The sequence below is a fragment of the Rathayibacter sp. AY1C1 genome (assembly GCF_002932105.1).
GTDB lineage: Bacteria > Actinomycetota > Actinomycetes > Actinomycetales > Microbacteriaceae > Rathayibacter.
Genome location: NZ_PSWH01000026.1, coordinates 15,030 through 35,130, shown reverse-complemented (window position 1 = coordinate 35,130; position 20,101 = coordinate 15,030). Strand labels below are relative to the sequence as shown.

Here is a 20,101-nt window from a genome sequence, read left to right as displayed (position 1 = left end):
CCTCACTTCGTCGTGGTGGAGAGCCGGGGAGTCTCACCCGGCGATGATCGGGACGCTACCACGAATTCGAGTAGGTACTCGAAATTGGCGGCACTGCTCCTCCGCCGCCGCTACGCTGGCCGTTCGAGGGGCACGGCGAGGCGCCTCCAGTGCGGAGGAGGGGTCGATGGCGGAGGCGACGAGGCGACGCGGCCCGTACGCGAAGTCGGCCGAGCGCCGCCGCGCCATCATCGAGGCCGCCCACCAGGTCTTCGCCGCGCGGGGCTACGCCCGCGGCTCCCTCCAGGAGGTCGCCGACCGCGTCGGGCTCAGCCAGACGAGCCTCCTGCACTACTTCCCGTCGAAGACCGACCTGCTCTTCGCGGTCCTCGAGCACCGCGACCTGATCACGGGCGACGGTTCCTCGCCGCCGGACCCGGAGGAGGGGCTGGTCGCCGGCATCCTGCGGCAGACCCGCTACAACGAGACGGCGCCCGGAGTGATCGAGCTGTACGCCGTGCTCTGCGGCGAGTCGACGACGCAGGAGCACCCGGGGCGCGACTTCTTCGCCGCGCGGTTCCGCCGCCTCCGCAGCGAGTACGCGGCCGAGCTGCGCGAGCTCCAGGCCGCCGGGCGCTTGCGCGAGGGGTCCGATCCGGAGCGGGTGGCGGCGTCGATCATCGCGCTCTGGGACGGCGTGCAGCTGCAGTGGCTGCTCGAGCGCGACGCGGTGGACATGGTGGCGTGCCTGGCCGACTACCTCGACCTCGTGGTGCTGCCGGTTCCCTAGCGGCTGGCGCGAGGGAACCCCGGCGCATCGAGGGGGACCCGCCGTCCGCGGCGGTCTCGATGGTCCGGGGTTCCCGCGACCGGGATCCGCGCCTAGGGCAGCAGGCGGGTCGGGCCGCGGAACAGGTAGGTGACCTCGCGGAGGTTCGCCTGGTTCAGCATCAGCATGATCACGCGCGAGAGCCCCATGCCGAAGCCGCCGTGCGGCGGGACGCCGTAGCGGAAGAAGTCGAGGTAGAACTCGAGCTCCTCCGGGTCCAGGCCCTTCTCGCGGGCCTGCTCGACGAGGACGTCGACGCGGTGCTCGCGCTGGGCTCCGGTCGAGATCTCGACGCCGTTGTAGATGAGGTCGTAGCTGTTGGTGATCGTCCCGTCGCCCTCGCGGCGCATGTGGTAGAACGGCCGGATGCTCGACGCGTAGTCGGTGAGGAACACGAAGTCGTGCCCGAACTCCTCCTGCACGTAGGCCGCGATGCGGCGCTCGCCCTCGGGGTCCATGTCGTCGTCGGCCCGGGGCACCTCGTAGCCGCGCTCGGCGACGATGCGCTTGGCCTCGGCGAGCGGGATGCGCGGGAACGGCGTGGTCGGGACGGTCAGGTCGATGTCGAAGAGCGCCTTGACCTCGGCGCCGTGCTTCTCGACGACGGCGGTGAGGCCGGCGACCATCAGCTGCTCGTGCAGCTCCATGACGTCCTCGTGCGAGTCGATCCAGGAGACCTCGGCGTCGACGCTCGTGAACTCGGTCGCGTGACGCGAGGTGAAGCTCGGGTCGGCGCGGAAGGCGGGGCCGACCTCGAAGACCTTGCCGAAGCCGGCGGGCTGCGCCATCTGCTTGAAGAACTGGGGGCTCTGCGCCAGGTAGGCCTTCGTCTCGAAGTACTCGACCTCGAAGAGCTCGGCCCGCGACTCCGAGGCGCTCGCCATGAGCTTCGGGGTGTGGATCTCGATGAAGTCGTGCTCGATCCAGTACGTGCGCAGCGCGTGCTCGAACGTGGTCTGCACACGGGCGATGAGGTTCTGCTCGGGACGGCGCAGGTCGAGGAAGCGCCAGTCCATGCGCTTGTCGATGCCGGAGTCGGGCGCGATCGGCGCCTCCGGGATCGACGCGGCGACGACCTCGAGCGTCTCGAGCTTGACCTCGATGCCGCCGAGCTTCACGCGCTCGTCGTGCTTGAGCGCGCCGGTGACGGTGATGAAGGAGCCCTGGGCGAGGCCGGAGATCTCCTCGGTGATCGCGAGGCGCGCAGCCGACGCGTCGTCGCCCTCGACGGCCTCGCGCACGGCCGGGTTCACCAGCTGCACGGCACCGGACTCGTCGCGCAGGACGACGAACTGCACCTTCTTCTGGTCGCGCACGGTCTCGACCCAGCCGGACACGCGGACGGGTCCGTCCTCGAGCGCGGCGAGCTTCTTGACAGTGGTTCGGGGGAGGCGGGTCTCGTCGGTCACGGTAGGGGAGTCTACTCGGGGGCCGCCGGGCGGGCGCGGAGCAGGAGCACGCGCCGGCCCGCGGCCTCCGGCGCGGCACGAAAGGGGGTGCAGTCGGTCCCCCTGCGTGCTCCGGCGTCGGGCTAGCATCGCGGAGCGAGCGCGCGGGCTCGAGAGGATCCGAGGGGGATGTGCCATGGCGGGACTGGGATTCGCGGTCATCGACTTCGAGACGACGGGGGTCCGTCCCGAGCGGGGCGACCGCGTCATCGAGGTCGCTGTCGTCCATCTCGATGCGGAGGGGCGCTTCGAGGCGGCGTTCGAGACGCTCGTGAACCCGGACCGCGATCTCGGCGCGCAGAGGATCCACGGCATCTCGGCGCGCGAGATACTCGACGCACCGTCCTTCGCCGCGATCGCCTCCGATCTGCTGGTACATCTCGACGGCCGGGTGGTCGTCGCCCACAATGCGAGCTTCGAGCGGCGGTTCCTGACAGCGGAACTGGCCCGACTCGGCGTCGAGACGACACTCTCGAGCGAGATGCTGCTGTGCACGATGCAGCTCGCACGCGAGTTCCTGCCGGGTGCGGGGCGCTCGCTCGCCGACTGCTGCGCCGCGTTCGACATCCCGCTGGAGAACGCTCACCGAGCGGTCGTCGATGCGACCGCCACGGGCCGCCTGCTCGCGGAGTACATCGCCGTCTCCGGTGGTCGCGACCGCTGGGACGATCACCTGAGAGAGGCACTCGCCTACGGCTGGCCTCCTGTTCCGCGGAGGCGCACACTGTGGACGCCCCGACCCGCGACCGCCGTGGCTCCCGCCTCCTTCCTGGAGCGCGTCGTCCAGCGGATGCCCGACCACTCCGGACCCGTGGAGCACGGCGAGTACCTCGCCCTCCTGGACCGCTGCCTCCTGGACCGCGTCATCTCGGCGCACGAGGAGCGCGAATTGGTCACCGCGGCCGACGACCTCGGAATCGGTCGTGCGGTCGTGCGCGTCCTCCACGACCGCTACTTCGACGACCTGACCGCGGTCGCCTGGTCGGACGGCGTCCTCGCCGACGACGAGCTGATGGACCTCGCGACTGTCGCCGATCTGCTCGGCATCGATCACGAGCGGCTCGTCGCGGCCACGGAGCCGCGGGACGCCGTCGAACAGCCCGCGCCCGTCGTCGACCGCTTCTCGCTCGAGCCGGGCGACCTCGTCGTCCTGACCGGGGAGATGCGCCGGACCCGCCAGGAGTGGACGACCGTCCTCGAGGACTGCGGGTTGATCGCCCACCCCGGAGTGACGAAGAAGGTCAAGCTGGTCGTCGCCGCCGATCCCAACTCCTTGTCCGGCAAGGCGAGGAATGCCCGCGACTACGGGATCCCCGTCGTGAGCGAGGACGGCCTCGCCGCCCTCCTGCGCGCATGAGCACCGCACTGATCACCGGCGCGTCCTCCGGCATCGGCCTCGCCTTCGCCCGGGCGTTCGCGCGGCGCGGCTGGAGCCTCGTCCTCGTCGCCCGCAGCGAGCAGCGCCTCCAGGAGGCGGCGGCCGGACTGCGCGGCCTCGGCGCCGCGGCGGTCGAGGTCCTGCCCGCGGACCTCGGCGACCGCGAGCAGGTCGAGCGCGTGCGCGCGCGGCTCGTCGATCCGGCCCGTCCGGTCCGCGTCCTCGTCAACAACGCCGGCTTCGGGATCGACGGGACCTTCGCCGAGCCGGACGTCGCCGCCCAGGACCACGCCTTCGAGGTGATGGTGCGCTCGGTCGCCGTGCTCTCGGGTGCGGCGGCGGAGGCGATGACCACCCGCGGCCGCGGCGCGATCCTCACGGTGTCGAGCGTCGCGGGCTTCGTGCACCTCGGCCCCTACTCCGCGGTGAAGGCGTGGGCGACCGCCTTCGCGCAGTCGCTGGCCGTCGAGCTGCGCGGCACCGGCGTCCGCTCGGCCGCGCTCTGCCCGGGCTGGGTGCGCACCGAGTTCCACGAGCGGGCGGCGATGGACACCTCCTCCATCCCCTCCTTCCTCTGGCTCGATGCGGACGCAGTGGTCGAGGAGTTCCTCCGCGACGTCGCGCGCGGTTCCGTCGTCTCGGTGCCGTCGGTGCGCTTCGGAGTCCCGATGGCCGTGGTGCGGCACCTGCCCGGACCGCTCGTGCGGCGGCTGTCGGCGGCGGTCTCGGCGCGGCGCTGAGGCTCCGCTCAGGTCCGGCTCAGGCGACCCTTTTCCCGGCGTTCCCCCACGCCGCGTTCCGTACACTTGACGCTCGTGGTTGCCGATCAGATCCATCTCGTGCGGCACGGCGAGGTGTTCAACCCCGACCGGGTCCTCTACGGGCGACTCCCGAACTTCCGGCTCTCGGATCTGGGCCACCGCATGGCCCGCTCCGCCGCCGACGACCTGCTCGAGCGCCGTCGCCACGTCACGGCGCTGATCGCCTCGCCGCTCCAGCGCACGCAGGAGTCCGCGCAGCCGATCTCGCAGGCGTTCGAGCTCGAGATCCGCACCGATGAGCGGGTGATCGAGCCGAGCAACCGCTTCGAGGGGAAGTCCCTCGCCGCGCGCAGCTCCGCCTTGCGGAACCCCAAGCACTGGCCCTGGCTCCGCAACCCCTTCGAGCCCAGCTGGGGCGAGCCGTACCTCTCCATCTCGGCGCGGATGTACGCGGCGATCGAGTCGGCGTGGGAGAGCACGGAGGAGGGCGACGCCGCGATCGTCAGCCACCAGCTCCCCATCTGGACGGTCCACCGCGCCCTCGCCGGCGAGCGCCTCTTCCACGATCCGCGCAAGCGCCGCTGCGCGCTCTCGAGCATCACGACCCTCGAGCGGCGCGGGGACGGCTTCGTCGAGGTCGGCTACTCCGACCCGGCCGCCGGCCTGCAGGGCCTGGCCACCGACGTGGGAGCGGTCTGATGCGCCGGACGGGGCGGCTCCGCGCAGCGGGCGTCCTCGCGCTGGCCGCCGCGCTCGCGCTGACGGGCTGCTCCGAGGATCCGCTCGCCGACCAGTACCGCAACGGCAGCAACAAGGGCTACATCTCGGGGGACGGCACCGTCACCGAGATCGCCGCCGCCGACCGGGGCGACCCCATCGTCTTCTCCGGCACCGACGAGACCGGCGCCACCATCGACTCCGCCGACCTCGCCGGGCAGGTCGTCGTCGTCAACTTCTGGTACGCCAGCTGCGCCCCGTGCCGCGCCGAGGCCGCTGACCTCGAGACGGTGAACACGGAGTTCGCCGACAAGGGCGTGTCGTTCGTCGGCGTCAACGTGCGCGATCAGGCCCCCACCGCGGCCGCCTTCGCCGAGACCTTCGGGCTCGGCTACCCCTCCATCGTCGACACCGACTCGTCGGTGCAGCTCGCCTTCACCGGCACCGTCCCGCCGAACGCCGTGCCCACGACGCTCGTCCTCGACAGGGAGGGGCGCGTCGCGTCGCGCATCCTCGGCCAGCTCCAGGAGGCGTCGATCCTCTCGACCCTCGTGGGCGACACGCTCGCCGAGGAGGAGTAGCGGCGTGGGCGACATCGTCGTCAGCGGTCAGCTCCTGCTGGCCGTGCCGATCGCGCTCCTGGCCGGGCTCGTGTCCTTCGCGTCGCCCTGCGTGCTCCCGCTGGTGCCCGGCTACCTCGCCTACGTCGGCGGATTCACCGACGCCGACGAGCGGGCGGCCCGCGGACGCCGCCGGGTCGTGCTGGGGGTCCTCCTCTTCGTGCTCGGATTCTCGCTGGTGTTCGTCCTCTACGGGGCGGCGGCGGGCACGGTCGGCTTCTGGCTGCGCCAGTACACCGACCTGATCACCCGCGTCCTCGGGCTCGTCGTGATCGCGATGGGGCTCGTCTTCATCGGGCAGTTCTCGTTCCTCCAGCGCACGCTCCGGCCCGGGATCCGTCCCGCCACCGGGCTGATCGGAGCGCCGCTGCTCGGCATCGTCTTCGGCGTCGGCTGGACGCCCTGCCTCGGCCCGACGCTGAGCTCGATCCTCGCCCTCAGCTACGGCGTGGGCTCGCCCTGGCGCGGCGCCCTCCTCGCCCTGGTCTACTGCCTCGGACTCGGCATCCCCTTCCTCCTCGTCGCCTTCGGCTTCAGCTGGGTGACCAGCACGCTCGCCTTCGTGAAGCGCCACATCCGCGTGGTCAACGTCCTCGGCGGCGCCGCCCTCGTCCTGATCGGAGTCCTGATGGTCACGGGCATCTGGAACACCCTCGTCTACGGATCCCTCTCGGCGGTGATCGATGGCTTCCAGCCGGCGATCTGAGCCCGAGGAGAGCACGCGCCGCCCCGACGAGGCCGCGCAGCGGAGGAAGGACGCCTCCTTCCGCCCCGCCGACCACTACGACTCCGACGGCACCGTCACGCAGCCGGCGCTCGGGTTCACCGGCTGGCTCCGCTGGATGTGGCGCCAGCTCACCAGCATGCGCACGGCGCTGTTCCTGCTGCTGCTGCTGGCGATCGCGGCGGTCCCCGGATCGCTCGTGCCGCAGCGCTCCTCCGACCCCAACGGCGTGACCCAGTACTTCGTCGACAACCCCGACCTCGCGCCCCTGCTCGACAGGGTGCAGGCGTTCGACACCTACACCTCCGCCTGGTTCTCGAGCATCTACCTGCTGCTGTTCATCTCCCTGATCGGCTGCATCGTCCCGCGCACGCGTCACCACTTCCAGGCGATGCGATCGCGGCCGCCGCGCACCCCGGCACGCCTGCAGCGCCTCGCCGGCTACACCGTCCGCGAGGTCGAGGGCGCGACGGAGGAGGAGGCCGTCGCCTCCGCCCACTCCGTCCTGCGCCGTGCGGGCTACCGCGTCGAGCGCTACGACGACCCGCGCGGCCGCTGGTCGAGCGTCTCGGCCGAGCGCGGCTACCTCCGCGAGACCGGCAACCTGGTCTTCCACTCCGCCCTGGTCGGCATCCTCGTCGCCGTCGGAGTGGGCGGCGGATTCGGCTACAGCGGGCAGCGCGTGCTGGTCGAGGGCTCCCAGGGGTTCGCGAACAACCTCGCGGCCTACGACTCCTTCAACCCCGGCCGCTTCTTCGACAGCAGCCAGCTCGACCCGTACCAGCTGACCCTCGACAGCCTCGACGTGAAGTACGAGGAGCAGAACCAGTCGGCGCTCGGCCAGCCCGTCGACTTCACCGCGAACGTCACGACCTCCGAGCGCGGCGGGGGCACCGAGGACCGCACGATCAAGGTCAACGACCCGCTGGCGATCGGCGGCACGAACGTCTACCTCCTCGGCAACGGCTACGCGCCGACGATCACGGTCCGGGATCCCTCCGGCCGGGCGATCTTCACCGACTCGGTGCCGTTCCTCCCGCAGGACGCGAACCTGACCTCCGTCGGCGTCGTCAAGGTGCCGGACGGGCTCTCCGAGCAGCTGGGCCTCACCGGATTCTTCTACCCGACGCAGGACACGCTGGCCTCCGGGGCGTCGACGTCGATCTTCCCCGACCTGCAGTACCCCGTGCTCTCGCTGAACGTCTTCGCGGGCGACCTCGGCCTCGACGGGGGAGTGCCCACGTCCGTCTACGTGCTCAACACCGACTCGCTGACCCGGCTCACCGGCGGCACCACCGGCGTCGCGCCAATTACCCTCAAGCCCGGCGACACGGCCGAGCTCCCGAACGGGCTCGGCAGCGTGACCTTCGACAACACGGGCGCCGACCCGACGCGGATCGGCACCGACAGCGTCAAGCGCTTCGCCTCGTTCGACATCCACCACGACGCGACCCAGGGCTGGGTGCTGCTCTTCGCGATCCTCGTGCTCGCCGGACTCCTCACCTCGCTGTTCGTCCCGCGGCGCCGCGTGTGGGTGAAGGCGACCGCCCAGGACGACGGCGGCCTCCTCCTCGAGTACGCGGGACTCGCCCGCGGCGAGGACCCCCAGCTGGTGCGCGCCGTGCGGACGATCGCCGACCGGCACGCCCCGCTCGACTGACCCGCCTCCCGGACGCCCCGGAGGCCCCTCCACAGGCGCCGCCCGGCTGGGCAGGGGCCGAGTCTGTGCAAGCGCGAAGGGGCGGGCGGGGCGGCGAGCGATTACCCTGAGGAGGTGATCGCGACCCTCTCGCAGTACTCGGTGCTGTGCCTCTCCTCCGCCATGGGCATCTACGCCATGGCGTTCGTCTTCTTCGCGATCGACCTCGCCCGCCGCGCCTCCCTGGCCGACGGCGAGTCGATCGAGGTCGTCCAGGAGGCGGAGCGCGTCGCCTCCGCGGCCGCCGCCGACCGCGCGGCCAGCGGCAAGGCCACCGTCGCCGCCGCAGGCTCCGGACGCACCGCGACGCTCTCCCGCATCGGCAGCCGCGTCGAGGACGAGGTCTACCGCGCCCCCGCCCGCTCGAAGACCATGCGCATCGGGTTCTCGCTCACGCTCCTCGGCTTCGTGCTCCACCTCGGCGCGACCGTCCTCCGCGGCGTCGCCGCCGGCCGCGTCCCCTGGGCGAACATGTACGAGTTCTCGATGACCGGGACGCTCATCATCATCGGCGTCTTCCTCGCCGTCCAGCTGCGCTGGGACCTCCGCTTCCTCGGAGCGTTCATCACCGGCCTCGTCCTGGTGCTCCTCGGCATCGCGACCGTCAACTACTACGTCGCCGTCGTCCCGCTCCCGCCGGCACTCCAGTCCTACTGGCTGGTCATCCACGTGCTCGTCGCGATCCTCGGCACCGCGTTCTTCGCCCTCGGCTTCGCGCTCTCGGTCACCCAGCTCCTCCAGGCCCGCCGCGAATCCTCCGGCGACAGCCCCCGCTCGGTCCTCCGCTTCCTGCGCACCCTGCCCAGCTCCCTCACCCTCGAGAACCTCGCCTACCGCGTCACGATCCTCGGCTTCATCCTCTGGACCTTCACGCTCATCGCCGGCGCCGTCTGGGCCGAGAAGGCCTGGGGCCGCTACTGGGGCTGGGACACCAAGGAGGTCTGGACCTTCATCATCTGGACCATCTACGCCGGCTACATCCACGCCCGCGCCACACGCGGCTGGCGCGGCACCCCCTCCGCCTGGCTCGCCATCGTCGGCTTCGCCGCCGTCATGTTCAACTTCGGCGTCGTCAACGTGTTCTTCAAGGGACTCCACGCCTACTCCGGCCTCGACACCGGCATGTGATCGGCGGGGCCTGGCGGGGCCGCTCGCGGCGTTGTCGGCGACGAACGTAGCGCCGCTACGCCCGACGCCTCCGCCTTGCGATCGACCCCACCAGGCCCCGCCGACCGCCCACCAGGACGCGCACTGGGGACGGCTCCGCTTCGCGTTCGCCGCGGGGGAGTGCTCCGCTTCGCGGTCGCGGTGGTGGGTGGACTCCGCTTCGCGGTCGGGTCAGCGTGGGCTCCGCGGTCGCCGAGGTGGGTGGGCTCCGCTTCGCGATCGCCGTGGGGGTGCGGTCGCCGTGGGGGAGCGGTCGCCGTGGGGGAGCGCTCCGCTGCGCGGTCGGGTTCTGGGGAGCTGCGCTTCGCGGGAGGGCGGGGGGACGGCGGTCGACGGGACATGCTGATCGAGTAGTGAGCAGCGCGAGTATCGAGATCCCCTGACACGAACGCTCGGAGCGAGCCTGTCGAGTTCCCGTGTACGGAAGCGCCGGGTCGGTGCGTGCTGATCGAGGAGCGGGCGTGTCGCGGCCGGGGGCACGGACGGGCTTCGGGCGGCCTCGGACGGGTCAGACGGCGGTGACGACGTCGATGAGGTGGGGGGCGAAAGGAGCGTCGAGGGCGAGGACGACGCGGGTGCGGGCGTCGGAGGGATGGACGCCGCGGTAGATGCCGCGGAGGTCGGCGACGGTCTGGCCGCGGCCGGGGCCGTGGGTGGCGTCGACAGTGACGTGGACGCGCGGGGCGGAGGTGAGGGCGACGGCGTCGACGGCGATCGCGGCGGCCATGGGGTCGTGCATGGCAGCGGTGCGCTCGCCGAAGTGGCCGACGTAGAAGTCGAAGTAGAAGTCGAGCGCCTGCCCGATGGCCTGCGCGAGGGGATCGGGCGACGCGAGCAGGACGGCGCGGTCCTCCTCCGTCAGCAGGTGCCGCATGGTCACGTCCAGGGGCACGAGCGTCAGATCCCAGTCGGCCGCGACGACCTCGGCGGCGGCCGCAGGGTCGTGCCAGATGTTGGCCTCCGCCACGGCGGTCACGTTGCCGGGGACCAGCGCGGCTCCGCCCATCACGGTCACCGAGTGGACGAGGGACGCGATCTCCGGGTGCGCACGGAGGGCGAGCGCGAGATTCGTCAGCGGGCCGATCGCGACCAGCCGCAGCTCGCCCTCGTGCTCACGAGCGAGACGGAGGAGGAGGTCGGCCGGATCCTCGTCGACCGGCTCGCCGCCCTCGGGCAGCGCGACCCCGCCGATGCCGTCGTCGCCGTGCACGTGCGGAGATCCGCCGGCGTAGTCCTCCTCGAGGAAGTGGTGCGCCCCCACGGCGACCGGCACGTCGCCGCGGCCGGCCAGCGCGAGCAGGCCGAGGCTGTTGACGGCGGCCCGGCGGGCGTCGGTGTTGCCGCTGACCGTGCTGATCCCGACGAGGCGGGCCCGGGGCGAGCGGAGGAGGTACGCCAGGGCGAGCGAGTCGTCGATGCCGGTGTCGCAGTCGAGGAAGACGGGGACGGTCGATGCGCTCACGGTGCTCCGATGCTCGAGGGTGGGGGACGCGTCGGGCACCGGCGGCCGACGCTCCCATTCTGCCGCTCCTCCGACGCGGCGCCCGCCGCCGACGATCAGAGCAGCGCGTAGGAGTCGCGGAGCCGTGCCCGCCACCAGGCGAGCCGCTCCGGCGACACGGCGTGACGGGAGAGGAGCTCCTCCGAGACCTCCACGCGGCCGACGGGGATGCCGCCGTCGACCGGCCGCAGCGGCCGCTCCGTGACGTCCGCGGCGAGGAGGGACGCGGTGCCGAGTCCGCAGTCGAAGGGCAGCTCGGGGAGCGCCGCGGCCAGGGCGGCGCCCATGGCGAGTCCGACCGAGCTGTCGATCGCGCTCGAGACCACCGCCGGCAGCCCCGCCTCGGCGACGAGCGCCAGCGCCCGGCGCGTCCCGCCGAGCGGCTGGACCTTCACGACCAGCAGATCCGCGGCTCCGGCCCGGGCGACGGCGAGCGGATCGGCGGCCTTGCGGACGCTCTCGTCGGCGGCGATCGGGATGCCCATGTACTTCACCCGGTAGCGCAGCTCCGCCAGCTCGTCGACGCTCGCGCACGGCTGCTCGACGTACTCGAGGTCGGACTCCGCGAGGGCGTGGACGGCGTGCTCGGCCTCGTCGAGGTTCCAGCCGCCGTTCGCGTCCACGCGGATCCGGCCCTCCGGACCGAGCAGGCGGCGGACCTCGACGACCCGGGCCACGTCGTCGGCCAGCGTCTGGCCGCGCTCGGCGACCTTCACCTTCGCCGTGCGGCAGCCGTGGTAGCTCGCGAGCACGGCGGCGACCTCGTGCGGTGCGACGGCCGGGATGGTCGCGTTCACCGGGATGCGGTCGCGCAGCGGTGCCGGCTGCTCGCTCCAGCCGTAGTCGATCGCCGCCCGGAGCCACGCCGCCGACTCCTCCGCGCCGTACTCGAGGAAGGGCGAGAACTCGGTCCAGCCCTCGGGGCCGCGCACGAGCGCGATCTCGCGGTTGTCGACGCCGCGGAAGCGGGTGCGGAGCGGCAGAGCGACGACGCGGAGTCCCGCGTCGATCTCGCCGAGGGAGGGGAGCGGGGAGGCGGGCACGACGTCGTCCATCCGGCCATTGTCCACCGGCCGGGGCCACGCGGCGGCCACCCGGGCGCAGGAGGTCGGCGACGCGCGCGCAAGCCCCCGGGGTCCCTCCTCCGAGCGACCGCCGAGGTGCCAGACTGACGAGGCTGCCGTTGGAGTCCGGAGGAGTGCGATGAGCCAGATGCCGATGAGCCCGCCGCCCGCGCCCGCCCCGGGCCCGACGCAGGGCTCCGTCCCCTCCCACCGCCCGCTCGGCAGGGGCGCCTGGATCGCGCTGGGCACGAGCCTCCTCGTGGGCGTCGTCTACACCGGCGTGCTCGGCACGCTCGTCGCCGTCGGAGTGGGCGGCGCGCTCGACTCCGCCGCCGGCAGCGCGTCGACGAGCGCTCCGTCCGAGCCGTTCGGCGACCCGACGGACGACCCGTTCGGCAGCGGGGACCCGTCCGATCCGCTCTACGACTACCCCGGCTACCAGGACGGCGACGCCGCGACGATCCTCGGCCAGCCGTCCGCGGAGGACGTGCGCGCGAGTGCCGAGAAGGCCGTCGCGGCCGTCGAGGGCGCCGTCCCCGAGGAGTGGACCTCGGCCGACGACGAGTACTACGAGCAGTCGCAGAACGCCTACGGCGGGCCCTCCCTCCTCTACGACTACATCTCGGCGACCGAGTACGCCGCCGCCGACGTCTCGACCGACGCCGACAGGCAGGCGGCGGTCGACCGCTTCACCGCAGCGCTCGCGCCCCTCGGCTTCGACGACGTCGAGGTGGCCGACACCCCCGAGGAGTGGTCGGAGGCGGGCTACGAGCTCGACGGCGACCTCTCGGACGAGGAGGCCTCGGCCGCGCTCTGGATCGTCACCGCGCGCTCCTCCGCCGACCTCGTGCCCGCGATCGAGCTGGGCCTCGTCGACCTCGACGCCGATCCGACCGGCCTGGTCGCCGACATGCTCGACGGAGTAGGCCTCTCGCCGGACCCGCAGGGCGCGTTCCTGGCGGGGTACGCGAACGGGGTCCTCCAGGACGAGGACCGCGGCGAGTTCACCGACCGCCTCGAGGAGTACGGCGGAGTCGCCACGACCTGACCGGGCGCTACAAGCAAGCCCGTCCGCCCGCAAGCCCGAATCGGCGCACCGCCCGCGCCCTACGGTGAGGGGATGGCTGCACCCCGCTCGACCAGGCCCCTGCGCGACTACGCCGCGATCGGAGACGGTCGCACGGTCGCCCTGATCGCGAAGGACGGCAGCGTCGACTGGATGCCCGTCCCGGACCTCGGCTCCACCCCCGCCTTCGCCGCCCTGATCGACGCCGAGTCCGGCGGCTGCGTCGAGCTAACCCCCGAGGAGCCCGCCGAGGTGTCGCGCGCCTACATCCGCGACACGAACGTCCTCGAGACCACCTTCACCACCGAGTCGGGCACCGTCCGCGTGACGGACGCGCTCGTCACCGGGATCGCGGGCCGCCTCCCGTGGGCCGAGCTCGCGCGCCGCGTGGACGGTGTCGACGGCGAGGTGCGGATGCGGTGGGCCGTGCGTCCCGGAACGGGACTCGGCCGGTTCTCCCCGTGGATCCAGAACGCCGACGGCCGCTCGCTCATCCGCGCCGGAGACATCACCATCGGCGTCACCGGGCAGGAGCACGGGCCCGACGGCGACGACGCACCCTCCGGCGCCGGCGACGAGCTGACGGGCTCCTTCGTCGTGACCGCGGGGAAGGACGCCGTGCGGCACGTCCTGGTCGTGTCGGCCACGCACGACGAGCCGCTGCACTTCCCGGTCGCGAAGAACGTCGACCGCGGCATCGACCGCACCATCCGCAGCTGGCAGGACTGGTCGGAGGAGTTCTCCTACGACGGCCCGTGGTCCGAGGCCGTCCAGCGCAGCGCCCTCGCGCTCAAGCTGCTGATCTACTCGCCCACAGGAGCCATCGCCGCGGCCGCGACCACGTCGCTCCCGGAGTCGCCCAACGGCGGCAAGAACTGGGACTACCGCTTCGCCTGGGTGCGCGACGCCGCGTACACGATGCACGCGCTGGTGCGCTTCGGCCTGCGCGAGGAGACGCACGCCGCGCTGTCCTGGCTCCTCCGCACGATCAAGGAGCACGGGCCGGACCTGCACATCTTCTACGGACTCGACGGCTCCATGCCGACCGTCCTGGAGGAGTTCGACGTCCCGGGCTACGCCGGAATCGGCCCGGTCGTCGCCGGCAACGCAGCGCAGAGCCAGCTGCAGCTGGGCGTCTTCGGCGACCTCTTCGACATCTGCCGCATCTACGTCGACGAGGGCAACGTCCTCGACATCCAGACCGGTCGGCTCCTCGCCCGCGTCGCCGACACCACCTGCGACCTGTGGCGGAACCGCGATGCGGGCATGTGGGAGCTGGAGGAGGAGCAGCACTACACCTCCTCGAAGATGGGCTGCTGGCAGGCGCTCGACGCAGCCGTGCACCTGGCGGAGCTCGGCCAGGTCGCGGGCAGCCCCGACCGCTGGCGCTTCGAGCGCGACCGCATCCGCGAGTGGATCGAGGAGCACTGCTGGTCCGAGGAGCTCGGCTCCTACGTGATGTACCCGGGCAGCGAGGAGCTGGACGCCTCGGTGCTCCTGCACGCGCCCAGCGGCTACGAGCGCGGCGAGCGGATGATCTCCACCATCGACGCCCTGGTGAAGGAGCTCGGCCGCGGCGCGCTGCTGTTCCGCTACTCCGGCATGGAGGGCGAGGAGCACCCGTTCGTGGCCTGCTCGTTCTGGCTCGCCTCCGCCCTGGCCTGCGTCGGTCGGCACGACGAGTCGGTCGCCCTGATGGACGAGCTCGTCGCCACGGTCCCGAACGACGTCGGGATCATGTCCGAGATGATCGCGGTCGACGACCTGGCCTTCTGGGGCAACCTGCCGCAGGGGCTCAGCCACCTCGCGTTGATCAACGCGGCCATCACCATCGAGGAGCTGGCGCCGGAGAAGGTCGGCCGCGCGTAACCCCGCCGACGGCGTCCGCGCAACCCGTTGAGGGCCGGCTCCGAGGGGCGTAGACCGGTACCAACCCCTCGCACCGCACCCACAACACCCCCTCGCACCGCACCCACAAGGAGCACCTCAGCATGGATCTCGGGATCACCGGCCGCACCGCCCTCGTCACCGGAGGCGACTCCGGCATCGGCCTGGCCACGGCGCAGCTCCTCCTCGCCGAGGGCGCGACCGTCGTGATCACCGACAAGGACCAGGCGGAGCTGGACCGGGCCGCGGCCGGGCTCGACGCTCCGGAGGGCCGCCTGCACGCCTTCGCCGCCGACGTCACCAGCACGGAGCAGCTCGCCGAGCTGCACCGCCGCGTGGCCGGAGCGGTCGGCGCGATCGACATCCTCGTGCAGTGCGCCGGAGTCACGGGGGCGCAGGGCCTCTTCCACGAGATCGACGACGAGGGCTGGACCAGCACCCTCGAGGTCGATCTGCTCGGGCCTGTGCGGCTCGTGCGCGAGTTCCTCCCCGACCTCCGCACCGGAGGCTGGGGCCGGCTCGTGCTCACCGCCTCCGAGGACGCCGTGCAGCCCTACGACGACGAACTGCCCTACTGCGCCGCGAAGGCGGGCGTCCTCGCCTTCGCCAAGGGCCTCTCGCGCTCCTACGCGCAGGAGGGCCTGCTCGTGAACACGGTCTCGCCCGCGTTCATCCGCACTCCGATGACCGACGCGATGATGTCCAAGCGCGCCGAGCAGAGGGGCACCTCGGTCGACGAGGCGATCTCGTCCTTCCTCGACGAGGAGCGGCCGTACATGGAGCTGAAGCGCCGGGGCGAGGCCGAGGAGGTCGCAGCCGTGATCGCCTTCCTCTGCTCCGACCGCGCCTCGTTCGTGAACGGCTCGAACTACCGCGTCGACTCCGGATCCGTCGCCACGATCTGATCCCTGCAACCACGGGCCCCGCCCAGCGCGCGCACCCCGCGCGTGCGGGCGCCGTCCAGCCGAAGAAGCCAGACTCGGGGCGGGACACCGCACCCGGCACTGCAAGAGAAAGGAACGGTCCATGACCACCACCCTCGAACGCCACGTCGAAGCCCCCGCGGGCTCCGGTGCCAAGACCAGCCGCCGCCAGAACGCCGAGAAGGGCTTCAAGGCCTCCAAGGAGCTGCTCGACAGCCTCCAGATCGTCCTCGTCGACCTGATCGAGCTCCACGTCCAGGGCAAGCAGGCCCACTGGAACGTCGTGGGCAAGAACTTCCGCGACCTCCACCTCCAGCTCGACGAGATCATCGAGGCCGCGCGCGAGTTCAGCGACGACATCGCCGAGCGCATGCGCGCCCTCCACGGGATCCCGGACGGCCGCAGCGACACCGTCGCCGCGACCACCACCCTCCCCGAGTACCCGCACGGCGAGATCGACACGGCCGAGACCGTCGACCTGGTCACGATCCGCCTCGAGAACACCGCCGCCACCATGCGCGAGGTCCACGACCAGGTGGACGAGGAGGACCCGACCAGCGCGGACCTCCTCCACGCGATCATCCAGAGCCTCGAGCAGTACGCCTGGATGGTGTCGGCCGAGAACCGCACCACCTCCGCCGCCAAGTAGGGGCGAGCACCGGCAAGGGGACTCCGCGTCAGCGGGGTCCCCTTCCGTCCGCCCGAGCGGTGTCGAGTCGCCGTGCAGTCCGGATCAGTAGGGTCGTGGCATGAGCACGCAGGTCTCCGAACTGTTCGACGCCCACCGCTGGGCGGCCGTCGACGGCTTCGACGCACTCGAGGACATCACCTACCACCACGACCGCTCCGGCCGCATCGCGCGGGTCGCGTTCGACCGGCCCGAGGTCCGCAACGCGTTCCGGCCGCGCACGGTCGACGAGCTGTTCCGCGCCCTCGAGGACGCCCGGACGAACCCGCGCATCGGCGTCGTCATCCTCACCGGCAACGGCCCGAGCCCGCGCGACGGAGGCTGGGCGTTCTGCTCCGGGGGAGACCAGCGGATCCGCGGCCGCGACGGCTACCGGTACTCCGACGGCGAGACCGCCGAGGGCATCGACTCCGCGCGGAACGGCCGCCTGCACATCCTCGAGGTGCAGCGCCTCATCCGCTTCATGCCGAAGGTCGTCATCGCGGCCGTCCCCGGCTGGGCCGCGGGAGGCGGGCACTCGCTGCACGTGGTCTGCGACCTCACCCTCGCCTCCGCCGAGCACGGGCGCTTCAAGCAGACGGACGCCGACGTCGGCTCCTTCGACGCGGGCTACGGCTCGGCGTACTTCGCCCGCCAGATCGGGCAGAAGGCCGCGCGCGAGGTGTTCTTCCTCGCGCGGGAGTACTCCGCGCAGCGCGCCTACGAGATGGGTGCCGTGAACGCGGTCGTCCCGCACGCCGAGCTCGAGACGACCGCGGTGGAGTGGGCCGAGACGATCCTCACCAAGTCGCCCACGGCCATCCGGATGCTGAAGTACGCGTTCAACGCCGTGGACGACGGCCTCGTGGGCCAGCAGCTCTTCGCGGGCGAGACCACGCGCCTCGCCTACGGCACCGACGAGGCCGTCGAGGGACGCGACTCCTTCCTCGAGAAGCGCGAGCCCGACTGGTCGCCGTTCCCGTGGCAGTTCTGAGCCGGAGGGCACGCAGGTGACCCGCCCGCTCGCCGGTGTCGACGCGACGGTCGAGGCCGTCCTCCTCGCTCTTCGCGCGGCCCTGGACGGCAGCGGCCCGGCGATCCGCGTCTCCGCCCCCGGCGCTGCGACCGCCTCCGAGGATGCCGTCGTGCCGCAGCGCGTCGCCGTCGTCGTCGAGACCTCGGGCTCGTCGGGGCCGCCCAAGCGGGTCGCGCTCTCGACAGCGGCCCTGCTCACCAGCGCCTCCGCGACCCTCGCCGAGCTGGGCGGGCCGGGACGCTGGCTGCTCTGCCTGCCGACCCACTACGTCGCGGGACTGCAGGTGCTCGTCCGCTCGCTGACCGCGGAGGCCGACCCGGTCGTCCTCCCGGCCGGCGGCTTCGACGCGGCGGCCTTCCTCGCTCTCGCTCGGACGATGCCGGCGGGGGAGCGGCGGTACTCCTCGCTGGTCCCCGTGCAGCTCGCGCGGCTGCTGGACCTCGCCGAGCGCGATCCGGCCGCGGCCGAGGCGCTCCGCTCGTTCGACGCGCTCCTGATCGGCGGCCAGGCGACGCCGCAGCCGTTGCGGGACCGCGCCGCCGCCCTCGGTGCGCGCATCCGCCTGACCTACGGATCGAGCGAGACGTCCGGCGGCTGCGTCTACGACGGCGTCCCGCTCCACGACGTGCGGATGCGCGTCGAGAACGGGCAGGTGCTGCTCGGCGGCCCGACCCTCGCGGAGGGCTACCTCGACGCCGACGGCGCGATCGACCACGAGCGCAGCGCCTCCGCCTTCCTCGAGCTCGACGGGGAGCGCTGGTACCGCACGGGCGACGCGGGGTCGATCGTCGACGGGCGCCTCCGGGTGACCGGTCGGCTCGACCGCGTGATCGTGTCGGGCGGGGAGAAGGTGTCGCTCGACGCCGTCGAGGCCGTGCTCCGCGAGGGGCCCGTCCCCGACGCGGTCGTCGTGCGGCGGGCGGACGAGCAGTGGGGCGAGGTCCCGGTCGTCGTCACGGCGGAGGAGGCTCCCGCGCTCACCGACCTGCGCACCCTGATCGCCGACCGCCTCGGGCGCGCCGCCGCTCCTGCGGTCGTGCTGCCCGTCGGCCGCATCCCCCTCCTCGCCTCCGGGAAGCCCGACCGCCGCGCCCTCGAGGTGCTCGCCGAGCAGGGCTGACCGGCTCCGAGCGTCGACGGGCCGGTGGGTAGGATTCCCTCCGTGTCGAGTACGAGTCGCAAGAAGAAGTCCTCCAGCGGCCGCCCCGGGGGCAGCCCGCGAACGATCGTCGTGAAGCCCGCCGGTCCCCGCGAGTGGATCGCCGGCGCCCGCCTCCGCACCCTCCCGCTGGCCGTCGCCCCCGTGCTCATCGGCACCGGAGCGACCCAGGTCGTCGACGAGGGCTGGCACTGGGTGCGCGCCCTGCTCTGCCTGGCCGTCTCGCTCGCCCTGCAGATCGCCGTCAACTACGCCAACGACTACTCCGACGGCGTGCGCGGCACCGACGCCAACCGCGTCGGACCCTCGCGGCTGACCGGCTCCGGAGCGGCGAAGCCCCGCCAGGTGCTCACCGTCGCCCTGGTCTTCTTCGGGATCGCGGCCGTCGCCGGCCTCGTGCTCACCGCCCTCTCGGGGCAGTGGTGGTTCCTGATCGTCGGCGCGGCGGCGATCGCGGCCGGCTGGTTCTACACCGGCGGACGCCGCCCCTACGGCTACCTCGGGCTCGGCGAGCTCTTCGTCTTCGTGTTCTTCGGCCTGGTCGCCACCGTCGGCACCACGTTCGTGCAGATCGGCCGCACCAACCAGGAGTCGTGGCTCGGCGCCGTGGCGGCGGGCCTGTTCGCCTGCGCCGTGCTCATGGTCAACAACATCCGCGACATCCCGACCGACCGCCTCTCGGGCAAGCGGACCCTCGCGGTCCTCGCGGGACCGGCCGTGTCCCGGGCGATCTACACGGGCTTCGTGCTGATCCCGTTCGGCATCGCGGTGATCCTCGCGCTGTTCTACCCGCTGGCGTGGCTGACGCTCTTCGTGCTTCTGATGATCCTGCCGGCCATCCTGATCACCTTGACGGCGAAGACGGCGAAGGAACTCATCCTGGCTCTGCAGCTGACCAGCCTGGGCGGGCTCGCCTACGCGGTCATCCTCGGGGCGGCGCTGGCGTTATAGAGCGGCGGCTCGCACGAGGCGGGCTCGGGTGGGCCGGGTTCGGAGGAGACCGGCTGATGCGCGCCGGGCCTGGTGCGAGCGGGCGCGCGTCCGAGGGGAGCCCTCGCCGGCGGGAGCGCCCGGCTCAGCGGTCGTCGCGGGTCGCGTCGACCGCGGCGTCCTCGACGTCGTCGTCGGTCGGGGCGCGCGGGACGTCCTTGCGGCGCTCGTAGATCGCCTCCGCGATGCGCTCGCGGGGCTTCCTCAGCAGGATGTAGGAGAGGGACAGGCTCGCGATCGCGGCGACGAAGCCCGCGGTGACCGCGGCCGTCAGCTCCGAGTCGACGAAGGTGCGCGCCGGCAGGTACACCAGCACGAAGACGCCGGCGAACATCGCCAGGCGCAGGAGCGAGTAGACGACGACCGCGCGGCTCAGTTTCACCGGGACAGTGTACGTCGGCCCCTGCACGCGCTTCCGTGAGCACCGTGGGAGCCTCCTGTCCAGCGTCCGTGCGGACCCTCCCCGACGGGGGTGCCGGACGTAGA

General features: G+C 72.4%; 19 protein-coding genes. 15 read left to right on the top strand and 4 right to left on the bottom strand.

Going from position 1 to position 20,101, the window contains the following annotated elements; all coding sequences use genetic code 11:
• The first annotated feature begins 166 nt into the window (after nucleotides 1-166).
• Nucleotides 167-769, top strand: a complete 603-nt coding sequence (locus tag C5C71_RS12515) for a TetR/AcrR family transcriptional regulator (protein WP_258059340.1) — start codon at nucleotides 167-169, stop codon at nucleotides 767-769.
• 92 nt (nucleotides 770-861) lie between these two features.
• Here the strand turns inward: C5C71_RS12515 and aspS are convergent, their stop codons facing one another.
• The gene (gene aspS / locus C5C71_RS12510; protein ID WP_244229585.1) at nucleotides 862-2,217 is read right to left on the bottom strand and encodes an aspartate--tRNA(Asn) ligase; all 1,356 of its coding nucleotides are present in this window, start codon (nucleotides 2,215-2,217) and stop codon (nucleotides 862-864) included.
• Nucleotides 2,218-2,392: 175 nt separating this feature from the next.
• On the opposite strand from aspS, the gene C5C71_RS12505 reads away from it, so the two are divergent.
• From C5C71_RS12505 to ccsB, 7 genes are all read left to right on the top strand, one after another.
• Entirely contained in the window at nucleotides 2,393-3,613 is a 1,221-nt protein-coding gene (locus tag C5C71_RS12505; protein ID WP_104337804.1) for an exonuclease domain-containing protein, read from the top strand.
• Nucleotides 3,610-4,374 carry an SDR family oxidoreductase gene (locus C5C71_RS12500; protein ID WP_104224863.1) on the top strand — a complete coding sequence of 255 codons (765 nt, stop codon included), beginning with the start codon at nucleotides 3,610-3,612 and terminating at the stop codon, nucleotides 4,372-4,374. Before C5C71_RS12505 ends, C5C71_RS12500 begins: the two co-directional genes overlap by 4 nt.
• A gap of 75 nt (nucleotides 4,375-4,449) precedes the next feature.
• A complete protein-coding gene (locus C5C71_RS12495; protein WP_104224864.1) occupies nucleotides 4,450-5,094 on the top strand; it encodes a histidine phosphatase family protein in 645 nt (214 codons plus the stop codon).
• Entirely contained in the window at nucleotides 5,094-5,693 is a 600-nt protein-coding gene (locus tag C5C71_RS12490; protein WP_104337803.1) for a TlpA disulfide reductase family protein, read from the top strand. Before C5C71_RS12495 ends, C5C71_RS12490 begins: the two co-directional genes overlap by 1 nt.
• Nucleotides 5,694-5,697: 4 nt before the next feature.
• Nucleotides 5,698-6,438: a cytochrome c biogenesis CcdA family protein gene (locus tag C5C71_RS12485; RefSeq protein ID WP_258060562.1), complete on the top strand. Its 741-nt coding sequence runs from the start codon at nucleotides 5,698-5,700 to the stop codon at nucleotides 6,436-6,438.
• The gene (locus C5C71_RS12480) at nucleotides 6,416-8,116 is read left to right on the top strand and encodes a cytochrome c biogenesis protein ResB (RefSeq protein WP_104337802.1); all 1,701 of its coding nucleotides are present in this window, start codon (nucleotides 6,416-6,418) and stop codon (nucleotides 8,114-8,116) included. Before C5C71_RS12485 ends, C5C71_RS12480 begins: the two co-directional genes overlap by 23 nt.
• 162 nt (nucleotides 8,117-8,278) lie before the next feature.
• Nucleotides 8,279-9,283, top strand: a complete 1,005-nt coding sequence (ccsB, locus tag C5C71_RS12475) for a c-type cytochrome biogenesis protein CcsB (RefSeq protein ID WP_104224871.1) — start codon at nucleotides 8,279-8,281, stop codon at nucleotides 9,281-9,283.
• Nucleotides 9,284-9,830: 547 nt separating this feature from the next.
• Here ccsB and C5C71_RS12470 read toward each other — a convergent pair.
• Nucleotides 9,831-10,784 carry a nucleoside hydrolase gene (locus C5C71_RS12470; RefSeq protein ID WP_104337808.1) on the bottom strand — a complete coding sequence of 318 codons (954 nt, stop codon included), beginning with the start codon at nucleotides 10,782-10,784 and terminating at the stop codon, nucleotides 9,831-9,833.
• A 95-nt stretch (nucleotides 10,785-10,879) separates the two neighbouring features.
• Nucleotides 10,880-11,878: an o-succinylbenzoate synthase gene (locus tag C5C71_RS12465; RefSeq protein WP_104337801.1), complete on the bottom strand. Its 999-nt coding sequence runs from the start codon at nucleotides 11,876-11,878 to the stop codon at nucleotides 10,880-10,882.
• Between the two features lie 148 nt (nucleotides 11,879-12,026).
• Between C5C71_RS12465 and C5C71_RS12460 the strand changes: the two genes are divergently transcribed.
• The 7 genes from C5C71_RS12460 (at nucleotide 12,027) to C5C71_RS12430 (ending at nucleotide 19,576) form a co-directional block, all read left to right on the top strand.
• On the top strand, nucleotides 12,027-12,935 hold the full coding sequence (locus C5C71_RS12460; RefSeq protein ID WP_104337800.1) for a hypothetical protein: 909 nt from the start codon (nucleotides 12,027-12,029) through the stop codon (nucleotides 12,933-12,935).
• Between the two features lie 72 nt (nucleotides 12,936-13,007).
• Nucleotides 13,008-14,822 carry a glycoside hydrolase family 15 protein gene (locus C5C71_RS12455; protein ID WP_104317666.1) on the top strand — a complete coding sequence of 605 codons (1,815 nt, stop codon included), beginning with the start codon at nucleotides 13,008-13,010 and terminating at the stop codon, nucleotides 14,820-14,822.
• A gap of 122 nt (nucleotides 14,823-14,944) precedes the next feature.
• Entirely contained in the window at nucleotides 14,945-15,745 is an 801-nt protein-coding gene (locus tag C5C71_RS12450) for an SDR family NAD(P)-dependent oxidoreductase (protein WP_104266734.1), read from the top strand.
• Nucleotides 15,746-15,866: 121 nt separating this feature from the next.
• Nucleotides 15,867-16,412: a Dps family protein gene (locus C5C71_RS12445; RefSeq protein WP_104223596.1), complete on the top strand. Its 546-nt coding sequence runs from the start codon at nucleotides 15,867-15,869 to the stop codon at nucleotides 16,410-16,412.
• 100 nt (nucleotides 16,413-16,512) lie between these two features.
• The gene (locus C5C71_RS12440) at nucleotides 16,513-17,424 is read left to right on the top strand and encodes a 1,4-dihydroxy-2-naphthoyl-CoA synthase (RefSeq protein ID WP_068255374.1); all 912 of its coding nucleotides are present in this window, start codon (nucleotides 16,513-16,515) and stop codon (nucleotides 17,422-17,424) included.
• 16 nt (nucleotides 17,425-17,440) lie between these two features.
• Nucleotides 17,441-18,586 (top strand): AMP-binding protein, encoded by a 1,146-nt coding sequence (locus C5C71_RS12435; RefSeq protein WP_104337799.1) that lies wholly within the window; start codon nucleotides 17,441-17,443, stop codon nucleotides 18,584-18,586.
• 42 nt (nucleotides 18,587-18,628) lie between these two features.
• Entirely contained in the window at nucleotides 18,629-19,576 is a 948-nt protein-coding gene (locus tag C5C71_RS12430) for a 1,4-dihydroxy-2-naphthoate polyprenyltransferase (RefSeq protein WP_374954293.1), read from the top strand.
• A 124-nt stretch (nucleotides 19,577-19,700) separates the two neighbouring features.
• Here the strand turns inward: C5C71_RS12430 and C5C71_RS12425 are convergent, their stop codons facing one another.
• Nucleotides 19,701-19,997, bottom strand: coding sequence for a DUF4229 domain-containing protein (locus C5C71_RS12425; RefSeq protein ID WP_104239140.1), 297 nt, complete (start codon nucleotides 19,995-19,997; stop codon nucleotides 19,701-19,703).
• Nucleotides 19,998-20,101: the final 104 nt, after the last annotated feature.